At 70.3% G+C, this 25,809-nt stretch carries 24 protein-coding genes; 8 read left to right on the forward strand and 16 right to left on the reverse strand.

Annotated features, from left to right (window positions below; genetic code table 11):
• Positions 1-291 precede the first annotated feature (291 nt).
• Both AC5P1C_RS17930 and AC5P1C_RS17935 read right to left on the reverse strand, forming a co-directional pair.
• A complete protein-coding gene (locus AC5P1C_RS17930) occupies positions 292-801 on the reverse strand; it encodes a flavin reductase family protein (RefSeq protein WP_493866850.1) in 510 nt (169 codons plus the stop codon).
• Between the two features lie 327 nt (positions 802-1,128).
• Positions 1,129-1,491, reverse strand: a complete 363-nt coding sequence (locus AC5P1C_RS17935) for a thioredoxin family protein (protein ID WP_493866851.1) — start codon at positions 1,489-1,491, stop codon at positions 1,129-1,131.
• Positions 1,492-1,691: 200 nt separating this feature from the next.
• Here AC5P1C_RS17935 and AC5P1C_RS17940 point away from each other — a divergent pair, with 200 nt between their 5' ends.
• Positions 1,692-2,420, forward strand: coding sequence for a lysophospholipid acyltransferase family protein (locus tag AC5P1C_RS17940; RefSeq protein ID WP_493866852.1), 729 nt, complete (start codon positions 1,692-1,694; stop codon positions 2,418-2,420).
• Positions 2,421-2,425: 5 nt separating this feature from the next.
• Here the strand turns inward: AC5P1C_RS17940 and AC5P1C_RS17945 are convergent, their stop codons facing one another.
• From AC5P1C_RS17945 to AC5P1C_RS17980, 8 genes are all read right to left on the reverse strand, one after another.
• The gene (locus AC5P1C_RS17945) at positions 2,426-3,133 is read right to left on the reverse strand and encodes a B3/B4 domain-containing protein (protein WP_493866853.1); all 708 of its coding nucleotides are present in this window, start codon (positions 3,131-3,133) and stop codon (positions 2,426-2,428) included.
• Positions 3,134-3,160: 27 nt separating this feature from the next.
• Complete coding sequence (locus AC5P1C_RS17950; protein ID WP_493866854.1) at positions 3,161-3,757, reverse strand: transglutaminase-like domain-containing protein; 597 nt, start codon at positions 3,755-3,757, stop codon at positions 3,161-3,163.
• Between the two features lie 86 nt (positions 3,758-3,843).
• Positions 3,844-4,914 (reverse strand): threonine aldolase family protein, encoded by a 1,071-nt coding sequence (locus AC5P1C_RS17955; RefSeq protein ID WP_249591494.1) that lies wholly within the window; start codon positions 4,912-4,914, stop codon positions 3,844-3,846.
• A gap of 29 nt (positions 4,915-4,943) precedes the next feature.
• On the reverse strand, positions 4,944-5,714 hold the full coding sequence (locus AC5P1C_RS17960; protein ID WP_493866855.1) for an SDR family NAD(P)-dependent oxidoreductase: 771 nt from the start codon (positions 5,712-5,714) through the stop codon (positions 4,944-4,946).
• Positions 5,711-7,126 (reverse strand): DUF6421 family protein, encoded by a 1,416-nt coding sequence (locus AC5P1C_RS17965; protein WP_493866856.1) that lies wholly within the window; start codon positions 7,124-7,126, stop codon positions 5,711-5,713. The genes AC5P1C_RS17960 and AC5P1C_RS17965 overlap by 4 nt, the downstream gene beginning before the upstream one ends.
• An 81-nt stretch (positions 7,127-7,207) precedes the next feature.
• Complete coding sequence (locus AC5P1C_RS17970; protein WP_493866857.1) at positions 7,208-7,636, reverse strand: hypothetical protein; 429 nt, start codon at positions 7,634-7,636, stop codon at positions 7,208-7,210.
• A gap of 16 nt (positions 7,637-7,652) precedes the next feature.
• Complete coding sequence (locus AC5P1C_RS17975) at positions 7,653-8,783, reverse strand: LLM class flavin-dependent oxidoreductase (RefSeq protein ID WP_493866858.1); 1,131 nt, start codon at positions 8,781-8,783, stop codon at positions 7,653-7,655.
• A 219-nt stretch (positions 8,784-9,002) separates the two neighbouring features.
• Positions 9,003-10,199, reverse strand: a complete 1,197-nt coding sequence (locus AC5P1C_RS17980; protein WP_493866859.1) for a S1 family peptidase — start codon at positions 10,197-10,199, stop codon at positions 9,003-9,005.
• A gap of 524 nt (positions 10,200-10,723) precedes the next feature.
• Between AC5P1C_RS17980 and AC5P1C_RS17985 the strand changes: the two genes are divergently transcribed.
• Positions 10,724-11,695 carry a hypothetical protein gene (locus AC5P1C_RS17985; protein WP_493866860.1) on the forward strand — a complete coding sequence of 324 codons (972 nt, stop codon included), beginning with the start codon at positions 10,724-10,726 and terminating at the stop codon, positions 11,693-11,695.
• A 111-nt stretch (positions 11,696-11,806) separates the two neighbouring features.
• Here AC5P1C_RS17985 and AC5P1C_RS17990 read toward each other — a convergent pair whose 3' ends face one another.
• Entirely contained in the window at positions 11,807-12,364 is a 558-nt protein-coding gene (locus AC5P1C_RS17990) for a tellurite resistance TerB family protein (protein WP_493866861.1), read from the reverse strand.
• Between the two features lie 270 nt (positions 12,365-12,634).
• On the opposite strand from AC5P1C_RS17990, the gene rox reads away from it, so the two are divergent.
• On the forward strand, positions 12,635-14,098 hold the full coding sequence (gene rox / locus AC5P1C_RS17995) for a rifampin monooxygenase (protein ID WP_493866862.1): 1,464 nt from the start codon (positions 12,635-12,637) through the stop codon (positions 14,096-14,098).
• 17 nt (positions 14,099-14,115) lie between these two features.
• On the opposite strand, the gene AC5P1C_RS18000 is transcribed toward rox, so the two are convergent.
• A complete protein-coding gene (locus tag AC5P1C_RS18000) occupies positions 14,116-15,288 on the reverse strand; it encodes a hypothetical protein (protein WP_493867091.1) in 1,173 nt (390 codons plus the stop codon).
• A 538-nt stretch (positions 15,289-15,826) separates the two neighbouring features.
• On the opposite strand from AC5P1C_RS18000, the gene AC5P1C_RS18005 reads away from it, so the two are divergent.
• The 4 genes from AC5P1C_RS18005 (at position 15,827) to AC5P1C_RS18020 (ending at position 19,835) form a co-directional block, all read left to right on the forward strand.
• Positions 15,827-16,399, forward strand: coding sequence for a dihydrofolate reductase family protein (locus AC5P1C_RS18005; protein WP_493866863.1), 573 nt, complete (start codon positions 15,827-15,829; stop codon positions 16,397-16,399).
• 114 nt (positions 16,400-16,513) lie between these two features.
• Positions 16,514-17,185 (forward strand): DUF6518 family protein, encoded by a 672-nt coding sequence (locus AC5P1C_RS18010; protein ID WP_493866864.1) that lies wholly within the window; start codon positions 16,514-16,516, stop codon positions 17,183-17,185.
• A gap of 118 nt (positions 17,186-17,303) precedes the next feature.
• Positions 17,304-18,116: an amidohydrolase family protein gene (locus AC5P1C_RS18015; protein ID WP_493866865.1), complete on the forward strand. Its 813-nt coding sequence runs from the start codon at positions 17,304-17,306 to the stop codon at positions 18,114-18,116.
• Between the two features lie 108 nt (positions 18,117-18,224).
• The gene (locus AC5P1C_RS18020; protein WP_493866866.1) at positions 18,225-19,835 is read left to right on the forward strand and encodes a carboxylesterase/lipase family protein; all 1,611 of its coding nucleotides are present in this window, start codon (positions 18,225-18,227) and stop codon (positions 19,833-19,835) included.
• A 23-nt stretch (positions 19,836-19,858) separates the two neighbouring features.
• Here the strand turns inward: AC5P1C_RS18020 and AC5P1C_RS18025 are convergent, their stop codons facing one another.
• Positions 19,859-20,305 (reverse strand): SRPBCC family protein, encoded by a 447-nt coding sequence (locus AC5P1C_RS18025; protein ID WP_493866867.1) that lies wholly within the window; start codon positions 20,303-20,305, stop codon positions 19,859-19,861.
• 152 nt (positions 20,306-20,457) lie between these two features.
• Here AC5P1C_RS18025 and AC5P1C_RS18030 point away from each other — a divergent pair, with 152 nt between their 5' ends.
• A complete protein-coding gene (locus AC5P1C_RS18030) occupies positions 20,458-21,696 on the forward strand; it encodes an amidohydrolase (RefSeq protein ID WP_493866868.1) in 1,239 nt (412 codons plus the stop codon).
• A 19-nt stretch (positions 21,697-21,715) separates the two neighbouring features.
• On the opposite strand, the gene AC5P1C_RS18035 is transcribed toward AC5P1C_RS18030, so the two are convergent.
• From AC5P1C_RS18035 to AC5P1C_RS18045, 3 genes are read right to left on the reverse strand one after another with little or no spacing between them, the layout of a single operon-like run.
• The gene (locus AC5P1C_RS18035; protein ID WP_493866869.1) at positions 21,716-22,897 is read right to left on the reverse strand and encodes an acyl-CoA dehydrogenase family protein; all 1,182 of its coding nucleotides are present in this window, start codon (positions 22,895-22,897) and stop codon (positions 21,716-21,718) included.
• Between the two features lie 28 nt (positions 22,898-22,925).
• Positions 22,926-24,134 carry a CaiB/BaiF CoA transferase family protein gene (locus AC5P1C_RS18040; RefSeq protein WP_493866870.1) on the reverse strand — a complete coding sequence of 403 codons (1,209 nt, stop codon included), beginning with the start codon at positions 24,132-24,134 and terminating at the stop codon, positions 22,926-22,928.
• Positions 24,124-25,800, reverse strand: a complete 1,677-nt coding sequence (locus AC5P1C_RS18045) for an acyl-CoA dehydrogenase family protein (RefSeq protein WP_493866871.1) — start codon at positions 25,798-25,800, stop codon at positions 24,124-24,126. The genes AC5P1C_RS18040 and AC5P1C_RS18045 overlap by 11 nt, the downstream gene beginning before the upstream one ends.
• Positions 25,801-25,809 lie beyond the last annotated feature (9 nt).

Here is a 25,809-nt window from a genome sequence, read left to right on the forward strand (position 1 = left end):
GAAATGCCGGTCGCCGGTGGCGTCAGGCACGTACTTCACGGTGACAACGATCCTCAAGCTCACGCCGGCTCTCCTACTGCATCGTCTTTACTGGGCTGCTGCCTTGCTCTGGCCACTGCCTTCTTGCAGGCAGCATAGGCGCCTGAAGGGGCGGATCCCGGTCGGGGCGGCCCGCGCTCCGACCAGCATATTACTCGCCAGTACACCTATTACATTCCCACTAAGCAAGCGCTTTGAACTGTGACCTTCCCAACGCTCTGTAATCGCGCGAAGAGGGTCGACCGGGAACTCTCAGTCGCGCAGCGCGTTGAAGCGCCCTTGGTGGTAGAGCAGCGGCCGCCCCGCGCCCGCGGGGTCACCCAGCACCGCCTCCGCGAGGACGATCCGGTGGTCACCGGCGGGCACCCGCGCCGCGACCCTGCACACCAGCCAGGCAAGCGTGCCGTCGAGCACGGGAACCCCCTCGGGCCCCTCGTACCAGCGCGTGCCGGCCCCGAAGCGGTCCGCGCCGCTGCGCGCGAACGTCGTGGCCAGGTCGAGCTGGTGCTCGCCGAGTATGTGGACGCCGACGTGCTCGGCCTCCGAGACCGCGGGCCAGCTGGAGGCGCCCGTTCCGATGCCGAACGAGAGCATCGGGGGCTCGGCGGAGACCGAGACGAGCGAGGTGGCGGTGAAGCCGACGGGCCCCGAGGCGCCCTGAGCGGTGATCACGGCGACCCCCGCCGCGTGCTGCCGGAAGACGGAGCGCAGGAGGTCGGGGGAGGCGAGCTGCGGAGTGCGGAGATCGGGCGTAGCCGTCATGGACTTGTCCTTCTGCAGGAGGTACGAGCGGTTCCGTGGCTGCTCAGCAGCCCGGACAGCGCGCACTTGCATGACGGGCGAGGTCCACGTGGACACGCTCGTAGAGAAGGAGCTCCGGAGGCATGGGAGCAGGCTGGCGATAGATGCCGGGCGCAGTCAAGTCCGTTCCGCGATGTGAAAGACGGCTCGCGGCGCCCGTGAGGGGCGGCATCGCGCTCTCCCGCCCACGCCTCGTCGCGAGCTGCTGCCCCTGTCCCACGCCGCCCCATCCCTGTGTCGCGCCATCCCTTCCCCGCGCCATGACGCTCCTCCCACCGGCCCGCGATCTCACACGGCCCTGCCGAGTGCGGCGATCACGTCGGCCTTGCGCGGCTGCCCGGTCGCGCGCAGCACGATGTGTCCGTCCGCGTCGAGCACCAGGACCGTCGGCGTCTTGACGATGCGCAGTCGCCGTACGAGATCGAGCTCGGCCTCGGCGTCGATCTCCACGTGCGACACACCGGGGACCATTCCGGCCACCTCGGCGAGGACGCGGCGAGTGGCCCGGCAAGGCTGGCAGAAGGCGCTGGAGAACTGCACGAGCGTGGCGCGCTCGCCCACTTCGTGCCCCGTCCACATGCCCGGTGCCACCACGTCGGGCGACTCCCCCGCGTCACGTATCCGCACGTCAGCCTCCCGCCCCCGCGTCATGATCCAATCGTCCCCGACTTCAGCGTCCGTGCGCCCGCGAACATTCCCAACGTGACGAGAATCTCGCGCTCGCCGGGCACGATGGGTGGCCAGCCGTCCGTTCTTGGGGCACGATCTGCGCAAAGCCGAAAAACCTACGGCTGCGTAACTTCCCGCCGGGAGCCCCCTCCCAAGGCAGACACGAAGGGCCCTCCCCACCCATGGCAGAGCTTGTCTACCGTCCGGTCATCGGTGCCGCGAAAACGCTGTTCAAGGCATGGGACCTGAAGATCGACTGCAAGGGGTCGGAGAACATCCCTCGCACCGGCGGCGCGGTGCTGGTCAGCAACCACATCAGCTATCTCGACTTCATCTTCGACGGTCTCGCGGCCCTGCCGCAGAAGCGGCTCGTGCGCTTCATGGCCAAGGAGTCCGTGTTCCGGCACAAGATCTCCGGCCCGCTGATGCGCGGGATGAAGCACATCCCCGTCGACCGCACGCAGGGCGAGGCCGCCTACCAGCACGCGCTCGACTCGCTGCGCTCCGGGGAGATCATCGGGGTCTTCCCCGAGGCGACGATCTCGCCGTCGTTCACGCTGAAGAGCTTCAAGTCGGGCGCCGCGCGCATGGCCCAGGAGGCCGGGGTCCCGCTGATCCCGATGGCGCTGTGGGGCACGCAGCGGCTGTGGACCAAGGGGCAACCGCGCAACTTCAAGCGCAGCCACATCCCGATCACCATCAGGGTCGGTGAGCCGATGGAGGCTCCCAAGGACCAGTTCGCGGGCGCGATCACCCGGCGCCTTCGCGAGCGCTGCCAGGAACTGCTCGAAGCCGCGCAGCGCGCCTATCCCGTACGCCCCAAGGGTCCGGACGACACGTGGTGGATGCCGGCGCACCTCGGCGGCACCGCGCCGACTCCGGCCGAGGTGAAGGCCGCCGAGGCGAGCTGAATCGATTACTCCGGGCGCTTCGACGCCCGCTCCGGCGCGTGGACGGTGAGCCGCGCGCCGCGGCTGAACTTCTCCAGGAGTTCGGCCAGTTCGGCGCCCGCTTCCACGACGCCGGAGTCGGGCCCCATCCCCTCAAGCAGGAAGATGGCGTTGACCGACTCCTCCGTGAGGCGGGTGCGCGGCCCCTGGCGCCAGTTCCAGCGGCGGCAGGTGACGCCCTCGTCGTCGCACCAGACGACCTCGCCCGCGTCCGGGTGCTCGACGGTCCGCTCGCCCCCGGCCATGGTGACGAAGTCCTCGGTGCCGTCGGCCCGCACCAGGCGCATGCCGCCCTTGACGTGGTCCAGGTCCTCGCCGCCGACCGGGATCAGGTGGGCGACGCTGATCGCGTTGTAGACGTCGACGAGGGTGTTGATCCGCGGCAGGCCGCCGTCGGCGAGGGCGCGCTTGGCCAGCGCCTCGGCGGAGTTGCGCGTACGGGACGGCTTCGCGCCGAACGCGGTGTACGCCGTGCGCCAGGCCACCATGTGCGGGTCCTCGTGCGGGTCGCGGCCGTCGAGCCGCACGGCGAGGCGGCGCGCGGCCTCGTCGAGGAGGGCCGAGGACTCGTCGGTGCTGGGTCCGTTGACGAGCCCGTAGGCCTCGATGGCGACGTGGGTGAAGCCGGGCGCGAGGGCGCGGACCTCGTCGGAGACGGTCAGGTCGATGGTCATGGTCCGGCTTGCCTCACAGTTCGTGCGTCACAGTTCTGAGGGGTAGATCTGCCAGAGGTGCAGCCGGTCGCGGGCTTGCTTGAGCACACCGAGCGCCACTGGACTCGGTTCAGCGTACAGGACCGGATAGTCCACTTCATTGGACTCCGGATCCGCGGGCCAGGCCAGCCGCTCCTCGCCGAGACGGAACTGCGCATCGACCCCGGGCGGGATGTTCCCGCGCGGGTCCTGCCGGTGCCAGGCGCCGTCGAGGCGTACGGCCACAAGGCCGTGCAGGGAGTAACCGCTGGTGTTGTCGTCCCGCAGCCGCTGGTAGCAGAACGCCGTCGGAATGTCCTCGGCGCGCAGCAGGGCGGCCAGGGCGTGGGACTTGGCGGTACAGATGCCGGTGCGCTCCCTCAGGACGTCGGACGCGCGCCAGGTGACCTCCATGCGGCCCGAGTCCTGCGAGTGCGGAATGGCGTCGCGCACGAACTCGAAGGCGGCACGGGCGTACGCGTACGTATCGGCGGATGACTTTGCGAGACCGGCCGCCATCTCGCGGACCAGTGGATGGTGGTGGTCGACCACGTCGTCGGCGGCCAAGTACGCCGACAGGTCAGGGTTTTCCTGGATCAGCTGCATGGCACGGGAGCATAGAAATGCGATCGACCGTGCGTCAATGCTTTTACGGTCGATCGCATACCTATGCAGCTATCCAGGGAGTGGCGTCAGCGCGCCATCTCCTCCTTGAGCGCCGCCACGAACCCGTCCACGTCCTCCTCGCGCGTGTCGAACGCGCACATCCAGCGGACGTCGCCCGCCGCCTCGTCCCAGAAGTAGAAGCGGTACTGCTTCTGCAGCCGCTCGCTCACGTCGTGCGGAAGGCGCGCGAAGACGGCGTTGGCCTGCACCGGGTAGAGGATCTCCACGCCGTGGACGGCACGCACCCCCTCCGCCAGGCGCTGCGCCATCTCGTTCGCGTGCCGGGCGTTGCGCAGCCAGAGGTCCTTGGCGAGCAGGGCCTCCAACTGCACCGAGACGAAGCGCATCTTGGAGGCGAGCTGCATGGACAGCTTGCGCAGGTGCTTCATGTGGCTGACGGCGTCCTGGTTGAGGACGACGACAGCCTCCCCGAAGAGCGCGCCGTTCTTCGTGCCGCCCAGGGACAGGATGTCCACGCCGACCGCGTTCGTGAACGTCCGCATGGGGACGTCGAGGGACGCGGCGGCGTTCGATATGCGCGAGCCGTCGAGGTGCACCTTCATGCCGAGCCCATGCGCGTGGTCGCAGATGGCGCGGATCTCGTCGGGCGTGTAGAGCGTGCCCAGTTCGGTGTTCTGCGCGATGGAGACGACCTGCGGCATCGCGCGGTGCTCGTCGTCCCAGCCGAACGCCTGCTTGTCGATCAGCTCGGGCGTCAGCTTGCCGTCGGGTGTGGGCACCGTGAGCAGCTTCAGGCCGCCCATGCGCTCGGGGGCGCCGCCCTCGTCCACGTTGATGTGCGCGGACTCGGCGCAGATCACCGCGCCCCAGCGGTCGGTGATCGCCTGGAGCGCGACGACGTTGGCCCCCGTGCCGTTGAAGACCGGGAACGCCTCGGCCGTGGGGCCGAAGTGGCCGCGGATGACCTGCTGGAGGTTGGCCGTGTAGTCGTCCTCGCCGTACGCGATCTGGTGACCGCCGTTGGCGAGGGCGATGGCGGCGAGCACCTCCGGGTGGGCGCCCGCGTAGTTGTCGCTCGCGAACCCCCGCACGTCCGGGTCGTGGTGGCGGCGTGCGTCGGTCTTCGGAGGGTTCACGGCTTCTCTGTCACGGGTGTCGCGAGCGGTCACGGCTTCTCTGTCAGCCACAGGCGGTTTCCGTTCACTTCTCCGGCGGGCCGCTCCCAGACTCCGGCGATGGCCTCGGCCAGCTCCTTGACGTCCGTGAAGCCCGCGAACTTCGCGTTGGGCCGCTCCGCGCGCATCGCGTCGTGCACCAGCGCCTTGACCACCAGGATGGCAGCCGCCGACTTCGGGCCCTGTTCACCCCCCGCCTTGCGGAAGGCGTCGCCGAGGGCGAGCGTCCAGGCTTCGGCGGCGGCCTTCGACGCGGAGTACGCCGCGTTGCCCGCCGTGGGCTTGGAGGCGCCGGCCGCGCTGATCAAGAGATAGCGGCCGCGGTCACTGCGCTGCAGGCCGTCCTGGAAGGCGAGCGAGGTGTGCTGCACGGTGCGGATCAGAAGCTTTTCGAGCAGGTCCCAGTCGGCGAGGTCGGTCTCGGCGAAGGTGGCGCTGCCACGCCAGCCGCCCACGAGGTGGACCAGGCCGTCGATCCGCCCGAACTCCTTCTCCGTGCGGGTGGCCCACTCCCGGGTCGCGTTCAGGTCGAGGAGGTCGACCGTGTCGCCTATGACCGTGGCCCCGCCGTGCGCGTACCGCGCGGCGTCCACGGCCTCCGCGAGGCGGGCCGCGTCGGCGTCGGACGCCACGACCGTGGCGCCCGCCTCGGCGAGCCTCAGCAGCGTGGCGCGGCCTGCCGGCCCGCCTGCTCCCGCGACCGCGACCACGGCTCCATCGAGTGCGGACATCGTCCTCGCCTCCTTGGTGCGGTCGCTCATGCGGCGACCTGCTCGGCGCGCGCCGCGGTGATCCCCTTGGTGGAGGCGATCACGTGCTTGAGCTTCTTGGAGAGCGCCTCATAGAACATGCTGAGCGGAAATTCGTCAGGAAGCACGTCGTCGACCAGTTTTCGGGGCGGAAGCTGCACATCCAGGGCGTCGGGGCCCTTGGCCCAGCGTGATCCGGGGTGCGGGGCGAGGTACTGGGACACCAGGTCGTACGCCGCGAACCAGTGGACGAGCTTGGGGCGGTCGATGCCCGCGCGGTACAGGTCCTCGATCTCGGCGCACAGCTGGTTGGTGACCTGCGGCGCGCGCTCCCAGTCGATCTTGAGCTTGTTGTCGGTCCAGCGGACGACGTCGTGCTTGTGGAGGTACGCGAAGAGCAGCTGGCCGCCCAGACCGTCGTAGTTCTTGACGCGGTCGCCGGTGACCGGGAAGCGGAACATGCGGTCGAAGAGGACGGCGTACTGCACGTCACGCGCCTGCGGGATGCCTTCGGCCTCCAGCTTCACGGCCTCCTTGAAGGCGGTGAGGTCGCAGCGCAGCTCCTCCAGGCCGTACATCCAGAACGGCTGGCGCTGCTTGATCATGAAGGGGTCGAAGGGCAGGTCGCCGTGGCTGTGGGTGCGGTCGTGGACCATGTCCCACAGGACGAACGCCTGCTGGCAGCGGTCCTGGTCGCCGATCATCTCGCGGATGTCGTCCGGCAGTTCGAGCCCGAGGATGTCGACGGATGCCTCGGTGACGCGGCGGAAGCGGGCCGCCTCGCGGTCGCAGAAGATGCCGCCCCAGCTGAAGCGCTCGGGGGCCTCGCGCACGGCGATGGTCTCGGGGAAGAGCACGGCCGAGTTCGTGTCGTACCCGGCGGTGAAGTCCTCGAAGGTGATGCCGCAGAACAGCGGGTTGTCGTAGCGCGTGCGCTCGAGATCGGCCAGCCAGTCCGGCCAGACCATGCGCAGGACGACCGCTTCGAGGTTGCGGTCCGGATTGCCGTTCTGCGTGTACATCGGGAAGACCACGAGGTGCTGCAAACCGTCCTCGCGGTGCGCCGCGGGCTGGAAGGCGAGCAGCGAGTCGAGGAAGTCCGGCACCTGGAAACCGCCGTCCGCCCAACGCCGCAGGTCCGTGCCGAGCGCCTTGTGGTACGCGGCGTCGTGCGGCAGGAGCGGGGCGAGCTGGTCGATCGCGGATATCGCGCGGTCCACGGCGAGTTCGGCCACGGACTTCGCCGGGGCGCCCTCCGCGTCGAAGTCGATCGAGCCGTCCGCGGACTGCCACGGGCGGATCTCTTCCACGGCGTCCTTGAGCATCGGCCAAGCCGGGTGCTCCACGACCCTTCCCATGGGGGCACCTCCGCTCGCGGGAGGAACCGCCCCCTCCGTAACCTTCTGCACAAGAATTTCCGTCACTTGTCAACCTCCACGGGAGAACCTCGCGTTAGAACACCGTATGCGCGCGACACTCTCCACCACAAGAGGAGACTCGGGAAATTATCCTGCCTTACCCCCAACATCACCGCTAATTTTCCTGTCGGACGCCGTTAAGGCGACTGCTTCTGCCGCACCTGCCACGGCTGACCGCGCATCGTCCAGAAGCCGCGGGAAGCCCAGGAGGCCGTGGAACATCTCCGGATGGTGCCCGCGTGTCACCGCCACCCCCGCCAGACGCAGCTTCTCGGTGCGCACGGGCAGGTCCGGGGCCCCGACGGGGCCGGGGACGACCCGATCCTCGACCTTCCCGACGGCGGTTGCCGTCTTCCCCGAAGCGGGGGCCGCGGCGAGGATACGGCGGGCCTCTGCCGCGTCGGTGACGGTGCCGCCGATGTCGGGAAAGGCGGCGCTCAGGGCGTCGACGAGGGGCCGCGCGTCCGGGGCGAGACGATCGCCGCACGCGTCGTCACCGGTCACGTCTGCAGTCATCTCCCCGTTGCTGCCATCACCCCGTCTCCTGCGCACGGAAGTAAGGGATGACCTTCTCGCCCCACTGCCGCAGGGTCTCCAGGCAGGCCTCCTGCGGGACGGTGCCCATCTGGATGAGGCACATGATCTCGTCGGCACCCGCGTCGCGGAGCCGCTCCACGTACGCGATGGCGTCGTCGGCGGTCCCGTAGGCGTGATCGGCGTTGAAGGTCGCCGTGGCGGTGGGCCGTACCGGGATGTCGTGTTCGTGCAGCCGCGCGACGACCTGCTCGGCGGCCTCGCGCATCGCGGCCGCCTCGTCGGCCCCTTCGACCACGTCCTCGTCGGGGATGCCCGCGCCGCCGTACCAGTGCCCGATGGACTGCGCGAAGAACCGCTGACCGCGGATGCCGACGCTCCGGGCCGCGTCCCGGTCGTCCAGCACGATGGTCGGACAGAGCACGGAGAAGTGGTCGTTGACGACGCTGGACACGAAGCGCGCGTCGCTGCGGGCGGCGATCGCCGCGTCGTACGCCGCCCGCATCCCGGCGATCGACTCGGGCCCCGCGAAGCCCATCACCAGGGCGCCGATGCCGAGTTCGGCGGCCTGCGTCAGGGTCTCGGTCCTGCTGCAGGCGAGGAAGAGCGGGGGGTGCGGGGTCTGGTGCGGCCGGGGCAGGATCGGATGGGGATCGATGTCGAGCAGCGCGCCATGGTGCTCCAACTCCTCGCTCGCCCAGGCCTTCCCGATGATCTGCAGCGCTTCCTCGACTTCTTGGGTCGTACGTTCCCTGTCGACACCGCAGAGTGATGTCTCCTGGAGCGTCCCACCGCGCCCTGCCCCCAGGTCGAGCCTCCCGCCGGACAGCAGATCGAGCATGGCGGCACGCTCGGCGACGCGTGCCGGGTGATTGAACCGGAACGGCATGCAGACCACGCCGTGCCCGATGCGGATGGTGCGGGTGCGGGCGGCGACCCAGGTCAGGAAGATCTCCGGGGCGCTCATATGGGCGTACCACTTGAGGGAGTGGTGCTCGACCGCCCAGACGCGGTCGAAGCCCATCTCCTCGGCGAGGACGGCCTGTTCGACGCTGTCGCGGAAGAGTCGGTGCTCGCGCTCGACGGTGGGGTCGGCGAGCTGCGCTTCGAAGATGACGGAGAACTTCACGTGCCCTCCAGGGAGTTGAGCCGCCGCCGCACGGTGGGCGCTCTTGTTTCGGGGTGGGCGCTCTTGTTTCGGATAGTCATATGACTAGTCGTCAGGTGTCGAACTTGCAAGAGGACGACAGCACCACTTGGCTCCACGGTTCGGGGCGGCAGCGCACAGAAATCCCCGGGAGGGCCGTGGCGGCCCTCCCGGGGAGGCGTGATCCTCAGGCGCGGAAGGTCAGTTCGTGTTGAGCGTCAGGCCGTAGTACCGCAGCGTGTCGTCCAGCGGCTGGAAGTACGAGGAGCCCTGGTCGTTCACCCCGCCGCACGACTGGTTCGTCGGGCCGCCCGATGTCATGCCCTGGGCCTGGTTGCCCGCGATGTACGCGCCGCCGCTGTCGCCGCCCTCCACACACACCGTGGACCGGCCGAGGCCGCTGACCACGGTGTCCGGGCCGCCGTTGCGATCGGTGTAGGTGACGGTCACGTTGTACGCGCCGACCCGTCCGCACGTCCAGCCCGTCGTCGAGCCCGACTTGCACAGGGTCGCGCCGACCGCCGCGCGCTGACTGCCGCGCACCGGGACCGATGCGCCGTTGCCCCAGGTGCCGACCGCCGTGGTGATCGAGGAGCCCGACTGGATCGTCGCCAGGCCCATGTCCACGCTGTTCTGGCCGAGCGCGAAGCGGGTCGTGGAGCCGGTCGCGAACTTCGAGCCGTTGAAGTAGAGCCCCGGGTTGCCGACCACGCAGTGGCCCGCCGTGACGAGATACTGCCGGCCTGCGGTGTTGCGTGCGCCGAAGCCGACCGAACACCACGAACCGGGCTGGTTGTTGATGTTCATCCGGCTGCCCGGCGAGACGGCCGCCTTCGGCTCCAGGTCCTGCCCGCCCTTGACCACCCGGACGGCGTCCCCGTACTCACGGGCCTCCTTGAGGAAGGCGCGCGCCGCCGGCGTGGTGGAGTCGGCCACGGTGACCTCGACCGTGTCGGAGGCCAGGTCCGCCTCCCAGGAGGCTATGCCGCTCGGGACCCGCTCGGCCGCCGCCGCGTCGAGTGCGGAGGTGACGCGCGTCAGCTCCGCCTCCCCCCGGCCCGGTATGCGGGCCGTCAGGCCGGTGGCCTTCACCTGCGCCGCCGCGCGGGATGTGCCGACGTTCACGGTCAGTTCGCCCTTCGCGTCGAAGAACGCGCCGTCCGTCCGGACACCGTCCCGGTGCAGTCGGTCCAGTCTCCGCTGCTGGTCCGCCTGCTCGTCGAGGCGCCGTACGGCGGCGGTCTCGCTCACACCGAGCGTGTCCGCCAGGGCCTCGATCATCTGCGGTTCGTAGCGCGGCGTCGGGGATGCGTCGGCGTGCGCGCCGGTGACACCCGTCGTGGCCACCAGGGCCCCGGCTGCCGCGGCAGCGAGGAGGTAATGCCGAACATGCGCCATGGGAATGCCTTCCAAGGGTAAGTGGGGGGTGGCATATGGACGTTCGGTGCACCGGGGTGGGGTCAATTTGGTGCACCGAACATCCATCGGCGCCGTTCGCGGGATTTCCCGGACCGCGCCGCTGGGCGAAACCATCCCGTCACTTCCGGTGGCCGCACAAGGCATGGCGGGGCACCGGCCCTTAAGGCGAAAGGGGTAAACACTTAATGCGCGCCCGCGGGCGTGGAGCGGTGGGGAGAGGTGCATCGGGACGCCGCCGTACGGGCGTTGCCGCAGAGCAGCCGCGCAGCCGGTGCCGGCGAGCCGATCGCTCCGGGCCCGATACGTGACACGGAAGCGGCGTTACGGATATTGACGTACGCGGTCCGGCGGGGTTTGGTAGGCGAGACGTCAGGCCGGGAATTCCTTTTGTCCGTCGCCCGTGTCCGGCCATGCCCAGCGGTGACGCACATCGGCATTCTCCGGGCAATTGCACCTGCTCCGGGGGTGCGGATCGTCATCTGTCATGCCGGGAGGCGAAATTCGTGACGGTCCCATCCGGACTGACGTCGGACAACTCGAAATCCGGTACGGGGGCGGCCTTTTCGACGAATCACCCCGCGCCGTTCGCCGTGGCCCTGCGCGAAGCGGTGCGCCGCCGCGGGCTCCCCCTGGACCGAATCTGCGAGCGGCTCACCGCCCGCGGCATACGGCTCACACCCGCGACCCTCAGCTACTGGCAGCGCGACCGCACCCGCCCCGAGCGCTCGGACTCACTGCGCGCCGTGGTCGCGCTGGAGAGCATCCTCGACCTGGCGCCCGGAGAGCTCTCCGGGCTCTTGCAGCCCCAACGGCCGCGCGGGCGCCGCCCATCCGTACATGTCGACGAGCACGCGACCCGCCGTCTCTACGGTCGCGCGTCCCGGCAGGAACAGGCACTCGGCGACGCCTTCCCTCGCTTCAACCAGGGGATCGCCATTCTCCTCACCCGCGAGGTCCTGCACCTCGACCGGCGGGGCTGCGTCAGTCGACTGACCATCAACCACCTGGTCCGCGCCGTCTGCGACGGTCCCGACCGGCTGATCAATCTGCACTTCCTGGACGATCCCGACGCAGGGCCGCCCGAAGCGACCGTCCACTGCGGACAACTGGAATCGATGCGGCAGGACGCGGTCTCGGGCGGCGTGATGCTCCAGATCGGATTCGGCCGTCCGCTGTCGTTCGGCGAGACCACGACCGTCGACTACGAGATCCGCACCGCGCCACAGGACCACCCGACGACGCTCCACGAGCGGGGCATACGCGGCAACCAGGACGCCTATCTCCTCCAGGTGCACTTCCCCCACGAGCGGCCGCCGGCGATCTGCCACTCCTACTACCGGGAGAACGCCTCCGCCCAGCAGCGCAAGGTACGCCCCCTGACCGTGGACTCCTCCGGCGCGGCTCATCTGTACGCGGCACAGTGCCGGCAAGGCATCTACGGCATGAGCTGGCAGTGGCCGGACGAGGTCGCCTAGACCTCTCGGGCCTCCCTCGGCCTCCTGGGCCTCTCCTTGGGCTCTTCTGGGCCGGGGTCCACACCGCGAGAGTGCGGACCCCGGTTCACGCACCGGCGTGCGTCCCCTGGATCAGAGGCCGAACTCCTGCGGGGAGAGGCCGAGCGCCGCGCACGCCTCGCGCAGGACCTGCTCCTCGGCCGGGGCGATGTACCCGTCCGCCCCGGCGACGACGAAGCCGGTCTGCACGACCGCCTTGGCCTCCATCGGCTTCTTCGCCGCCTTGGCGATCTCCTGCATGACCTCGGTCTTGCCCTGCTGGAAGTTGAACGACAGCTGGTCGACGTGCTTGTTGAACCGCTGCTGCAACTGCTCCGGCGGGAAGTTCTTCAGGACGTCGTTCTGCAGGATCAGCGACTCCACGTGCCGGCGCTCGGCCGGGTCGACCGAGCCGTCGGCGGCGGCCACCAGCGCGCACATGGCCATGCTCGCGTCACGGTAGGAACCGCTCTTGAGCTCCGTCTTGAGGGAGGCCAGCTGGGACTTGAGCACGCCCACGAGCTGCGCCTTGGACCCGCCCGACCCCGACCCCGAACCCGGGCGTCCGTGACCGCCGGAGCTGCTGCGTCCCCCCTGCGACTGCTGCTGCAGACCCTTTGCCTGGTCCTTGATCCGGTCCCACATCGCCATCCGTGCCACCTCGGCTACCTGTTAGCTCGTCCGCGCGCGTTCCACGCGTCACCCTGCCAACGCTTTCCCGCCCCGCCAAGTTCCGTTGCGGGCACAGTGAAACGGAGTTGATCGTTCCTGAATTACTTTTGTGGCCGCGCACGACAAAGGCAAGGAGTGCACGAACTCCTTGCCATGCTCAACGTATAGCGCATGGGGGGCCTTGCGGCAAGGCCCCCGTCGTGACGCAGAATCACCGGCCTCAGCCGGAAACCCAGCGAAATGAGAACGATGATTGACGTGATCGTGGTCGGCGGCGGACCGACCGGCTTGATGCTGGCGAGCGAGCTGCGGCTGCAGGGTGTGCGCACGGTCGTCCTGGAGAAGTTGGCGGAGCCGACCACGCAGTCCCGCGGGCAGGGTCTGCACGCGCGCAGCGTCGAAGTGATGGACCAGCGCGGCCTCCTGGACCGATTCCTCGCGGTCAACGAGAAGTTCTCGGTCGGCGGTCTCTTCGGCGGCATCATGAAGCCCTGGCCCGACCGACTGGACACGGCGCACCCCTACGGCGTCGCCACCCCTCAACCGGTCACCGAGCGGCTGCTCCACGAGCACGCCATCGAACTCGGTACCGACATCCGGCGCGGCTGCGAAGTGGTCGACATCAGCCAGGACGAGGACGGGGTGAGCGTCGAACTCGCGGACGGCACGAGCCTGCGCTCGCGCTACCTGGTCGGGTGCGACGGCGGCCGAAGTGCCGTACGCAAGTTGATCGGTGTCGATTTTCCCGGCCTGCCCGCCACGGTCGAGACGCTCCTGGGCGAGATGGAGGTGACCGAGGATCCGGCGACGATCGAGGCCGTCGTCGAGGAAGTCCGCAAGACCCAGCTGCGGTTCGGCGTCGCCCCCAGTGAGGACGGGGCGTACCGCATCGTCGTGCCCGCCGACGGGGTCGCCGAGGACCGTGCGACCGAGCCGACCATCGACGACTTCAAGCAGCGGCTGCGGGCCCTCGCGGGCACCGACTTCGGCGTGCACTCGCCGCGCTGGCTCTCGCGGTTCGGCGACGCCACCCGGCAGGCCGAGCGCTACCGGGTCGGCCGGGTGCTCCTGGCCGGTGACGCGGCGCACATCCACCCGCCGACCGGCGGGCAGGGGCTCAACCTCGGTGTGCAGGACGCGTTCAACCTGGGCTGGAAGCTGGCCGCTGCGGTCAACGGCTGGGCGCCTGACGGGCTCCTCGGCACCTACCATGCCGAGCGGCACCCGGTGGGTGCCCGCGTCCTCGACAACACCCGGGCGCAGATCACCCTCCTGGGGACCGATCCGGGTGCGACCGCGCTGCGGGAGCTGTTCACCAAGCTCATGGACTTCGAGGAGGTGAACCGGTACGTCACCGGGATGATCACCGCGGTCGACGTCCGCTACGACTTCGGCGAGGGCCACGAACTGCTCGGCCGGCGGATGCGGGACGTGCGGCTGAAGCGGGGGCGTCTCTACGAGCTGATGCACGAGGGCCGCGGACTGCTGCTCGACCAGACCGGGCGGCTCTCGGCCGCCGGGTGGGCCGATCGGATCGATCACGTCGTCGACGTCAGCGAGGAACTGGACGTGCCCGCTGTGCTGTTGCGGCCCGACGGTCACGTGGCGTGGGCCGGGGAAGACCAGCAGGAGCTGGTCGGTGGGCTGTCGAGGTGGTTCGGCGCACCGGGCCAGGACGGCTCGGTCACGGGCACACCGGCGCCCGCGATGTGAGCGCGGGGTCGGCGGCCTCAGCCGACCTGCGTGTGGAACTGGACGAGGCGCTGCTGGACGAGGTTCACCGTGCCGCGCTGACGGCCCGGCACGCGGCGGCGCAACGCCACGAGTGCCGGGCCGAGTTCGCGGACGGTGTCCGGGTCGCGCACCTGCTCCCACTGGTGGTGGGCCAGGTCCGCGGCGGCCTCGACATCGGGGGCGTCGGGAGCCTGGCCGGCCGTGATCCTCGCGGAGACCACGGCGAGCCATATCTCGCAGCTGCGTCCCGGGTCCTTCGCGAAGATCGCCAAGTGCCCGCGGACCTCCATCCAGTGCACCACTTCGGGCGAGGACGGCCCGTACGTACGCAGCGCCTCCTGCTCCCACGCCGCGGCCATGGCCGCTGCCTCGCCGTGCCGTCCCGCTTCCACGGCCTTGGTGATCGCCGCGTGCGGATCCGCGCCCGCGGTCCGTGGCGCCGCGGAGGGTGGCGCGGCAGGCGTGGGGCCGCCCTGTTGCTGGTTTCGCGTGCCTGCGGGGCCGCCGGCCAGGAAGGCGACGGCAGGGTCGGCGGACAGCACGATGTCGGTCGCGCCCTCCGCCAACACCTGGGCGGCGACGTGCTGATGCAGGTCCGGCAGCGGCGGCCGGTGCCCGCTGCGCAAGACCGTGGCCAGCGCCTTCATGTACGAGGGCACCGCGACGGCACGTCGGCCGGGCGAAGGAGCGATCCTCCCGTACAGCGCCACGCCCGTGCCCACGTCCAGGGGTCGCCGCGACAGCTGCTGCCAACTGTCGTTGTCGGCATGCAGATCGGCGATGACGGTCGTGCTGCCCGGCGGGCGCAGCCGCAGCTCCAGGGCGATCCAGTGCCAGGGGAATCCGGTGTAGCGCACCGTCGCCGCCGTGGTCCGCGCCAGGGCCACATGCTGCAGTTGCTGACGGCGATCGAGGTGCAACTGCCCGACCAGATAGACCGTCAAGGGCCCTGGCGTCATCGCGGCCGCGCGCAGCCGGGTGAGCACCGTCTGCGGGTCCAGCGGGTCCGCGAGCTCCACGACGCTCGCGGTCGCGGTCCCGGCGAGCACCCCCGGCGACACCGCGGCGAGCACGGGCAGCACGGAAGCCGCGTCGACCATCCGGGCCTTGCCGACCGGCGCAGCCGCAATCAGCAGCGCGGTCCCGGGCACCGTCCCCTCCCCATCCATCACCAGAGCACCGTATCCGCTGCTCACCCCGGGGGTGGCAGCGGGAAGAGGATCCGCACGGGAATCGGTGCGCCGGGAGCCGGAGATGGCGGTGCGCGACTGCTCGCCGCCGAGACCGCCGCCGAAGTCGGCGGCGGCGGCCGCGGCGCTCCTGGGGGCAGGCTCCCCCTGACGCCCCAGGAGCGGGTGTCCGCACCGGCTGATGGCTGAGGCCGCGGGAGTGGCCCCTGGTGCAACAACCGGCGGGACGGGCCGGTGTCCGTGCGTTCGCTGCAAGGAAGTACGGACCCGGCGGTCCGCATGGCCGACCCGGCTGTCGCTCGGCGCGGCGGCGCGAGCGGTGTGGCGGGCCGTTCCGGGGGCTGGGGGCGGGCCTAGGCGTCAGAGTAGAACGAGCCGACCAGAGCGGACAACGGCTTTCCGAGCCGCGAGATGATCACGCCGCCTTCCGATGAGTTCTTGCATATACCGCAGTCAGTACCCCCGTAGCCGCGAGGATGAAGCGGCAACCGGAGACAACCGACCAGGAGAACCAGAGATGCGTACGTTGATCAGCACCGCTTTCGTCTCGCTCGACGGCGTCGTCGAGGCCCCGGGCGGCGAGCCCGGCTACCGGAACTCCGGCTGGACGTTCAAGGACGTGGAGTTCCTCCCGGAGGCGTACGAGATCAAGGGCCGGGAACAGGAGGAGGCCACGGCGATGCTCTTCGGCCGGGTCAGCTACGAGGCGTTCAGCCCGGTCTGGCCGGACATGGAGGAGTTCGCCGACTACAAGCTGATGCCGAAGTACGTCGTCTCCACCACGCTCGGCGAGGGTGACCTGGTGTCGGGCTGGGGCGAGAACACGATCCTGCGCTCGCTCGACGAGGTCGCCGCGCTGAAGAAGACCGAGGGCGGCCCGATCATCATGCACGGCAGCGCCGCCCTGAACCGCAGTCTCTCGGACGCCGGCCTGATCGACCGCTACCACCTGCTCGTCTTCCCGCTGCTGCTCGGCGCGGGCAAGCGGCTGTTCAGCGACACGGACAAGGACACCCAGAAGCTGAAGCTGGTCGAGCACGAGGCGTACGCGAACGGTCTGCAGAAGAACGTCTTCGACGTCGTGCACTGACGTCAAGCAACGGAGTCGGTCGCGCGGTCCGTTCTGTCCATGCGATAGGTATACGTCCTAGCCATACGCGACGGTATACGCGATGGGTATACTCGATATGTATAGTGACTCGACGTGCCTGAGTCCGCGATAGCCCACGCCCGACCGTCCAAGGAAGCATCCCCCTCCAGCAGGAGCCGACCGTTCTGGCTCTTGAGCCTGCTCGGCGGCCTGCTGGTGGGGATCCTCACCAACGTCCTCCAGGGTGTCCTGCCCGACGCGTTCCAACAGCTCGCCAATTCCGGTGCCGTGTGGATATCCGCGGCATTCGCGGCTGGAGCCGTGGCCGGCGCGCCGTCGTGGGGCGTCGGCAGGGTCATGGCCGCGGTCGCGGGAGCGCTGACGCAGGTGGGCGCCGTCGCCGGTTACTACGCGTACGCCGAGTGGGGCCCGGACCGCGTCGGCGCGGGCTCCCTCGCGCCGCAGCTCGCCTGGCTGGCGCTCGGCGTCGTCGCCGGACCGCTCTTCGGCCTCGCGGGGTCCTGGTGGCGGAGCGGTCGGCACGTCCCGCATGTCATCGGGTCGGCGGCGCTCGGCGGGGTGTTCCTGATGGAGGGCCTGTACTACGCGTGGACCCTGCACTACTACGGCACGGCCGCGGCCTTCCTGACCCTCGGCGTGCTGTTGCCGCTGAGCCTGGGCCGGACGGCACGCGTACGCCTGACCTCGCTCGGCGCCGCGGCGGCCTTCGCGCTGCCCATGGTCGGCGCCTTCCACCTCTTCGGGGCGCTCTCCGGCCTCGGCTAGGCAGAGGCCGGAGGGGTGGCTGCCTACGCTCCATGGCGACTAAAGTCCGCGATAAGCGAACGCTTAGCGGCTATCGGTGCAGCGTGGCCGACGGCGCCCGGAGAGAGGCAGGGAACCCGTGCCGGTCATCGACGTGTGGATGCAGCACCCCACGCTCCGTCACTCCAACGACGCGATGTTCGAGTCCTTGCGTCGCTGGACAGGACTTGAGCCGCTTGAGGAGCCGTTGCCGGTCAAGGCCACCGTGGCCGCGATGGCCGAGGCCGACGTCGAAATCGGCCTTTCGGCGGCCTGGTACGGGCCGCAGGGCCCGCTGATCAGCAACGACGAAGTGGCCCAGTTCGTCGCGCAGGCCGGCGGACGGCTGCGCGGGGTGGCCGGCGTGGACCTCACCCGGCCGGTCCAGGCCGTGCGGGAACTGCGCCGCGCGGTGGAGGAACTCGGCTTCGTGGCCCTGCGGATCGTGCCCTGGCTGTGGCAACTCCCGCCCACCGACCGGCTGTACTACCCCTTGTACGCCGCCTGCGTGGAACTCGACGTCCCGTTCTGCACGCAGGTGGGGCACACCGGTCCGCTGCGCCCGTCCGAGACCGGTCGGCCCATCCCGTACATCGACCAGGTCGCGCTCGACTTCCCCGAACTGACCATCGTGTGCGGGCACATCGGCTACCCGTGGACCACGGAGATGATCGCGGTGGCGGACAAACACGCCAACGTATTCGTCGACACCAGCGCCTACACCGCCCGCCGCTATCCGCGCGAACTGGTCGACTACGTACGCGGCCGGGGCCGCGGGAAGGTCCTGTTCGGCTCGAACTACCCCATGATCACCCCGAGCAAGGCCCTGGAGCACCTCGCCGAACTGGACCTGGACGACGAGGCCACCGAGCTGTTCCTGTCCGGCAACGCGCGCCGCGTCTTCGCGCTCTGACCGAGCTTTCGGCTCTGCGGGGCCCGGGACAGGGTGGTGCTGGCACCACCCTGCGGCTGGTGGCTGTCCGGCTGCTCGCCGGGCCCCCAAATCCATACGCTCGTCTACATGTTGAAGCGAACAGCACACGCAGCCATCGCCGTCACACTCGCCACCGGAACCGTGGCGGCTCTGGCCGCCAACGCCACCGCCACCGCCGCCGCCGCCGGCACAACCGACCACCCCGGCCCCTCGGTGGTGCGGACCGACAAGGGTGCCGTACGCGGCACGGTCACCGGCACCGTGCGCACCTTCGAAGGCATCCCCTACGCTGCCCCGCCCACCGGCGAGCGACGCTGGGCGCCCCCCGCCGCCGCGAAGAGATGGCAGGGCATCAAGGACGCCACCGAGCCCCGATCCGCCTGCCCGCAGACCGGACTCATCCCGCCCGCGGGACCCAAGTCCGACTCCGAGGACTGCCTCTTCGTCAACGTCACCACCCCACGCGCCGACCCCGCCAAGCCCCGCCCCGTGATGGTCTACCTGCACGGGGGCGACCACACCGACGGCGAGGGCGCCATGCACGGGGCCCAGCGGCTCGCCGCGCAGGGCGATGTGATCGTCGTGACCGTCAACTACCGTCTCGGGGCGCTGGGTTACCTCGCCCATCCCGAACTGGAGAGGGGCTCCCGGCGCGGCGAGTCCGGCAACTACGGCTTCCTCGACCAGCAGGCCGCCCTGCGCTGGGTGCGGCACAACGCCCCCGCCTTCGGCGGCGACCCCGGCAACATCACCCTCTTCGGGCAGTCCGGCGGCTCCCACAGCACCTGCGCCCACCTGGTCGCGCCCTCCTCCGCGGGCCTCTTCGACCGGGTCATCTCACAGAGCGGCCCCTGCACGAGCACCGAGGGCAAGACCAGCCGCGCGGAGGCATTGCGGCAGGGCGAGAAGACAGCCGCAGACATCGAGAAGCAGCCCGGCGTGAAGAACTGGCGCAAGGCGCCCATCAAGCATCTGATCCACAACTTCGGGCAGGGCCCGCACTACTCCCCCGTCTACGGCGGTGAGTTGCTTCCGCTGACACCCGAGGAAGCTTTCGCCAAGGGCCGGTTCAACACGGTCCCGGTCCTCCAGGGCATCAACCGCGACGAACAGCGGGCGATGGTCTACGGCATGGAGCTCGCCAAGAAGCAGGCCACCGGCGACCCGGACGCGACGATCGACGCATCCGACTACCGGACCCGCCTGGAGGACGAGTTCGGCAAGGCGAAGGCGACGACCATCGCCGCGCGCTACCCCATCAGCGCCTACGACGACACCCCCGCCCTGGCGCTGGCCGCAGCCCTGACCGACGCCCAGTACGCCAAGCCCGCCATCGAGACGGGCCGGGCGCTGGCCGCCCAAGTACCCACGTATTCCTACGAGTTCGCCGAGATGAAAACCCCCTGGTACGCGGACCCGAGGTACCCGAAGCCCGGCTTCCCTGCCGGTGCCGGACACCTCTTCGAGCTGCCCTACCTCTTCGAGATCGACGACTACGAGCAGCTCGATCCGGCCCAGCGCGACCTGTCCGACGCGATGATCCGCATCTGGACGGACTTCGCCCGCACCGGCAAGGCACCCTGGAAGCCCGCCACCCCCACCGAAACGAACACCCAGTCCCTCGCCTCGGGCCCCGGGGGCATCCACCCGGTGGACTTCGCCAAGGACCACCAGTACGACTTCTGGAAGACCTCATAGGGCAGGGGCAAGCAGAGGGCGTCTCAGACGTTCCGCCCGTGCTCGCTCACCGCGATCCGGGCCAGTTTCGTCAGCATCATGCCGTTGCGGATCGCGACGACGTAGTCCACCGGGAGCCCGTGCATCCGGATGCCGGGGCCCCGCAGCGGGTGCCAGTCCAGGATGAAGAGGGTGTGTTCGCCCCACGGGATCAGGTGCATGGCGATGCGGGCCGCTCCGAACGGGCCCGCCTTCGCCTCCAGCTGGAGGCGGCTCTCCGGTTCGCTGATGCGGACGACGACCGTGTCGTCGAGGACCAGTCGGCCCACGCCGACCCGCACCCGAAGGCGCGCGCCCACCGCCGGCCAGTGCGGGTCCGCGACCAGGACCTCCTGGGTTCCCGTCACCCACTCCCCGTACCGGTGGCCGTCGGACAGCAGGCTCCAGACCTCGGCGGGCGAGGCCAGGATCAGACGGCGGTTCCGGGACACACTGACCACGCTCCTCCTGGAGGGGTTATGGGCTGATTTTTGCACCTTGCCGCCCAGCGCACCTTTCGAGCCCGCTGGGCCCCTGCCGGGCCGGGCCCCCTGTGCAAAGGTGATCGCGTAGGGACACCTCGACCGCAAGGAGCCGCAAGCCCATGGCAGCCACCGCAGCGAGCCTCACCCTGGACATCACCGCAGGGCTGAAGATGCGTGACCTCGAGGGCGTGTACCAGGACCTGCATCGCCACCCCGAGCTCTCCTTCCGGGAGCACCGCACGGCCGGAATCCTCGCCGAACGGCTGCGCGGTGCCGGGTACGCGGTGACCACCGGTGTGGGCGGTACGGGTGTCGTGGGCGTCCTGGAGAACGGGGACGGCCCCGTGGTGTGGCTGCGCGGCGACATGGACGCGCTGCCCGTCACGGAGGCCACGGGGCTCGCGTACGCCTCCACCGTCGACGGGGTCATGCACGCCTGCGGCCACGACATGCACGTCACCTGGCTGACGTTCACCGCCGAGGCGCTCGCCGCCGCCCGCGAGACCTGGTCGGGCACGCTCGTCGTGATCGGCCAGCCGGCCGAGGAAGCGGGCGGCGGGGCCAGGGCCATGGTCCGCGACGGGCTGCACGAACGGTTTGCCCGCCCCGATGCCGTCTTCGGCCAGCACGTGGCCCCCGGCGCCACGGGTCTCGTCTCCCATACTCCGGGGCTGATCATGTCGGCCGCGGACGACCTGGAGATCGTGGTGCACGGCGTCGGCGGCCACGGCTCACGGCCCGAGGCCACCGTCGATCCGGTGGTGACGGCCGCCCACATCGTCACCCGGCTGCAGACCGTCGTGTCCCGCGAGGTGTCCGCGGCGGACTCAGTGGTGCTCACCACGGGGCAGTTCAACGCCGGTCAGCGGCCCAACATCATCCCCGCCGAGGCCCGGCTCGGGCTGAACCTCCGTACCCAGGACGTGAACGTGCGCGAGCGGGTCCTGACCGCCATCCGCCGCATCGTCGAGGGAGAGTGCCAGGCCGCCGGATGCACGACACCGCCCGAGGTGAACACGGGCGCCGGCTTTCCCGCCACCGTCAACGACGCGGCGCTGGACGCGGAGATCGCGGCCGTGCACCGTGAACTGCTCGGCAAGGACAGCGTGTTCGACTTCGGGCCCGCGATGGGCAGCGAGGACTTCTCCCTCCTCGTGCCCACCGGGGTGGCCTACGACTTCTGGTTCGTGCCCTCCACGCCGGACGCCGACTGGCAGGCCGCCCCGGGCCAGGAGCTCGCCGAGAAGATCATCGCGGTGCCCGGCAATCACAGCCCCCTGTTCGCCCCGGACCTCTCGGTCCTGCTGCCGGGCGTACGAACGCTGGTGGGCGCCGCGCTGCACGAGCTCAGCGCCTGAGATCACCGGCGACCGGCGGTCAACGGAAGGCCGCGTGCCCGGTGAGTGCCTGGCCGAGGGCGAGCGTGTGCATCTCGCTCGTGCCCTCGTAGGTCAGCACGGACTCCAGATTGTTGGCGTGCCGGATCACCGGGTACTCCAGCGAGATGCCGTTCGCGCCGAGGATCGTGCGCGCGGTGCGGCAGATCTCGATGGCCTCGCGTACGTTGTTCAGCTTGCCGAAGCTGATCTGTGCCGGGTGGACCCCGGCCGGTGAGTCCTTGAGGGCGGACAGGTGCAGGGCGGTCAGTGTCGCCTTGTGGAGTTCCAGGGCCATGTCCACCAGCTTCTGCTGGGTCAGTTGGAAGCCCGCGATCGGCCTGCCGAACTGCTCGCGCTGCAGGGCGTAGTCGCGCGCCGACCGCCAGGCCGAGCGGGCCGCTCCGGTGACGCCCCAGACGATGCCGTAGCGCGCCTCGTTCAGGCAGGTGAGCGGGGCGCCCACACCCCGCGCCCCGGGGAGCTGCGCGGACGCGGGCAACCGGACGCCGTCCAGGACGAGTTCGCTGGTCACCGAGGCGCGCAGGGACATCTTGTGCTTGATGTCGGGCGCCGAGAAGCCGGGGGTGTCGGTCGGCACGACGAAGCCTCGTACGCCGTCCTGCGTCTGCGCCCAGACGACGGCGACGGCCGCCACCGAACCGTTCGTGATCCACATCTTGCGGCCGTCGAGCACCCAGTCGTCGCCGTCGCGGCGTGCGCGGGTGGTCATGGAGGCCGGGTCGGAGCCGTGGTCGGGCTCGGTCAGGCCGAAGCAGCCGATGGCCGAGCCCTCCGCCATGCGCGGCAGCCACTCCTGCTTCTGCTCCTCGGAGCCGAAGCGGTGGATGGCGAACATGGCCAACGACCCCTGTACGGAGACGAAGGAGCGCAGCCCCGAGTCGGTCGCCTCCAGTTCACGGCAGGCGATGCCGTACGCGCGCGCCGACATTCCGGCACACCCGAATCCCTCCAAGTGCATGCCGAGCAGGCCCATCTTGCCTAATTCACGGGCGAGTTCGGGCAGGTCCGGCAGCTCGCCGGACTCGAACCAGTCGGCGATGTGCGGCTCCACCTTCGCGTCGAGGTACTGGCGGACCGTGTCGCGCACGGCGCGCTCCTCGTCGGTCAGGAGGGCCTCCAGGTTCAGCGGGTCGACGGCGTCGAGGGCGGGGAACGGCATGGTCGAGCTCCTTGCGTGTGTGGCGGGTCTACGGGTGCTGCGGGTCGTCGAGCAGGCGGTCGATCTCCGCCTCGTCGTAGCCGAGTTCGGCGAGTACGTCCCTGCTGTGCAGGCCGAGCGTGGGCGGCGCGGTCCGTACGGCTGGGCGCTCGCCGCGGAAGCTGACGGGGAAGGCGACCTGCTGGAGTGGGCCGACATCCGGGTGGTCGACCTTCTGGACCATGCCGAGCGCCTCGGTCTGCGGGCAGTCGTAGACCTCGTCGAGGGTGCGGATGGGGGCGACGGGCACGCCGCGCGGCTTGAGCAGCCCGCACCAGTGCGCCACGGTGTCGTCGACGAGGACGGCCTCCAGCTTGGCGTTGAGGGCCTTGCGGTGGGTGACGCGGGCGCGGTTCGTGGCGAAGCGCGGGTCGTCGGCCCACTCCGGGTGGCCGAGCGTCTGGCTCAGGCGGCGGAAAAGACCGTCGCTGCCGACCGCGATCACGAAGTGGCCGTCCGATGCCGCGTAGGCCTGGTACGGGACGAGGCTCGGGTGGCCCGAGCCCAGGCGGCCCGGCCGCTCCCCGGTGGCGAAGTAGCCCGTGGCCCAGTTGATGTGCAGGGCGAGCTGGGACTCGTACAGGGAGGTCGTGACGTACTGGCCGCGTCCCGTGCGCTCGCGCTCGACGAGAGCCGATGTGACGCCGATGAGGCCGAAGAGGGCGGCGCCCAGGTCGCCCATCGCGTAACCGGCCTTGACGGGCGGGCCTTCCGGCTCACCGGTGAGGGACATCAGCCCGGCGCTCGCCTGGGCGACCATGTCGTAGCCGGGTTCGTCGCGCAGTGGGCCCGTGTCGCCGAACGCCGAGATGTGGAGCAGGACCAGGCGTGGGTAGCGCTCGCTGAGGGTGCGGTAGTCGAAGACGTCGGCCAGTGAGCTGCCGGGCCGGAAGTTCTCGACCATGACGTCCGCGTCGGCGAGCATCCGGTGCACGGCCTCCTGTCCCTCGGGGGACTTGAGGTCCAGGGTCACCGAGCGCTTGTTGCGGTTGGCCGCCAAGTAGTAGGTGGCGTCGGGGCCATTGAAGGGCGGGCCCCAGGCGCGGGTCGGGTCGCCGCCCTGGGGGTGCTCGACCTTGATGACGTCCGCGCCCAGGTCGGCCAGGGACATGGTGACGTAGGGACCGGCGAGGATCTTGGAGAGGTCCACGACCTTCATTCCGGCCAGGGGGGACGCGGGGCGGGGCTCAGCAGGCATGTGCGGCGGACTCCTCGGCCGTGGCGATCGTGACCTTCCCACCCTCGGCCAGTGCGGCCAGGTGGTCCAGGGCGGTGCGGGGCAGGGCGTCCGGGTCGTCGAGGAGCGCCGTGTAGGTGCGGGCGACCAGGAGGGCGCGGCCGTTGCCGGTCGCCTGGGTCTCGTGGTCGGCCTGGTCGTGCAGGAGGGTCGCCATGACGGCGTGCGTGAGCCGGTCCGCGTACCGGCCGACCCTCATCTCCTGTTCCGTGGAAGGGAGTTCGAGGAGAGCGTCGCCCTGCTCGCGCAGGAGTTCCCAGCGGTGCTTCACCGGGCCGCGGTCGCCGTAGGTGTCGGCGAGGGTGCGGTGCGAGCCGAAGCGGCGCATGCAGCGCAGCACGTCGAGCGCGATGACGTTCGACGATCCCTCCCAGATGGAGCCGAGGTGGGCGTCGCGCACGAGCCGCGGGTTGACCCAGTCCTCGATGTAGCCGTTGCCGCCGCGGATCTCCATGGCCTCGCCGGTGACGGTGCGGGCGCGCTTGCACAGGGTGTACTTGGCGAGCGGCGTGAGGACGCGGACCAGCGCCTGGGCCGCTTCGTCTCCGTCGTCGGCGGCCGTGAGGCGGGCCGCGGCCTCCAGGACCAGGGCGAGCGCCGCTTCCGTGTCGAGGATCATCGGCAGGAGCGTGGCACGCATCAGGGGCTGGTCGAAGAGGGGCTTGCCGAAGACGTGGCGGGTGCGGGTGTGGTCGAGGGACTCGCGGACGGCGCGGCGCATGAGGGCGGTGGCGCGCATGGCGTTGGACAGGCGTGAGACGTTCAGCATCTCGGCCATCTGCCGGAATCCGTGGGTGAGCCGGCCGACCGGGGTCGCGTAGGCCTCCTCCAGGGTCACCTCGCCGCTCGCGATGGACCTCGAGCCGAGCTTGTCCTTGAGGCGATCGACGCGGATGGCGTTGCGGGTGCCGTCGGGGCGCAGGCGCGGGACGAGGAACATGCCCAGGCCTCGCGTCCCCTCGCCCTGTCCGGGGACGCGGGCGAGGGTGAGGATCACGTCGGCGGCGGGGTTGGACGCGAACCACTTCTTGCCGGTGAGGGTCCAGTGCGTGCCCCGGTCGGTGGCGAGGGTCTGCGTCAGACCGACATCCGTGCCGCCCTGCTGCTCCGTCATGAACATCGCGCCCGTGGCCCGGAGTTCGGGGTCCGTGGAGGAGAGCGCGGCGATCTCCGCGGCGTACCGACCGGGGTCGAACAGGCGCAGGATGCGGGCGGCCGAGTCGGTCATGGACAGCGGGCAGGCCATGCCGAACTCGGACTGTACGTAGAGGTAGGAGAGGGCGTACTTGACGGTGTGCGGGATCTTGGTGGGCCAGCCGTGGACGCCGGGGCGGTGGGACATCGCGGCGAGGCCGAAGCGTTCGTAGGCGATGGAGGCCGCGCGGTCGTGGGCCGGGTGGTATTCGATCGCGTCGACGCGGGTGCCGTCGGGGGCGTACGGGACCAGGCGCGGGGGGTGGGCGTCGGCGAGGGCTGCCTGCCGGTCGAGGTCGCCCGCGGCCAGTTCGCCGAGTTCGGCGAGCAGCGGCTCGACGCGGGCGCGGTCGTCGGCGGTCAGGAGGCGGTCGAGCAGCGGGCGCAGGGCGGGGTCGCGGTCGGCGAAGTTCACGGGAGACGGCGAGGACACAGGTGACTC

It is taken from the genome of Streptomyces sp. A18, from assembly GCF_059026065.1.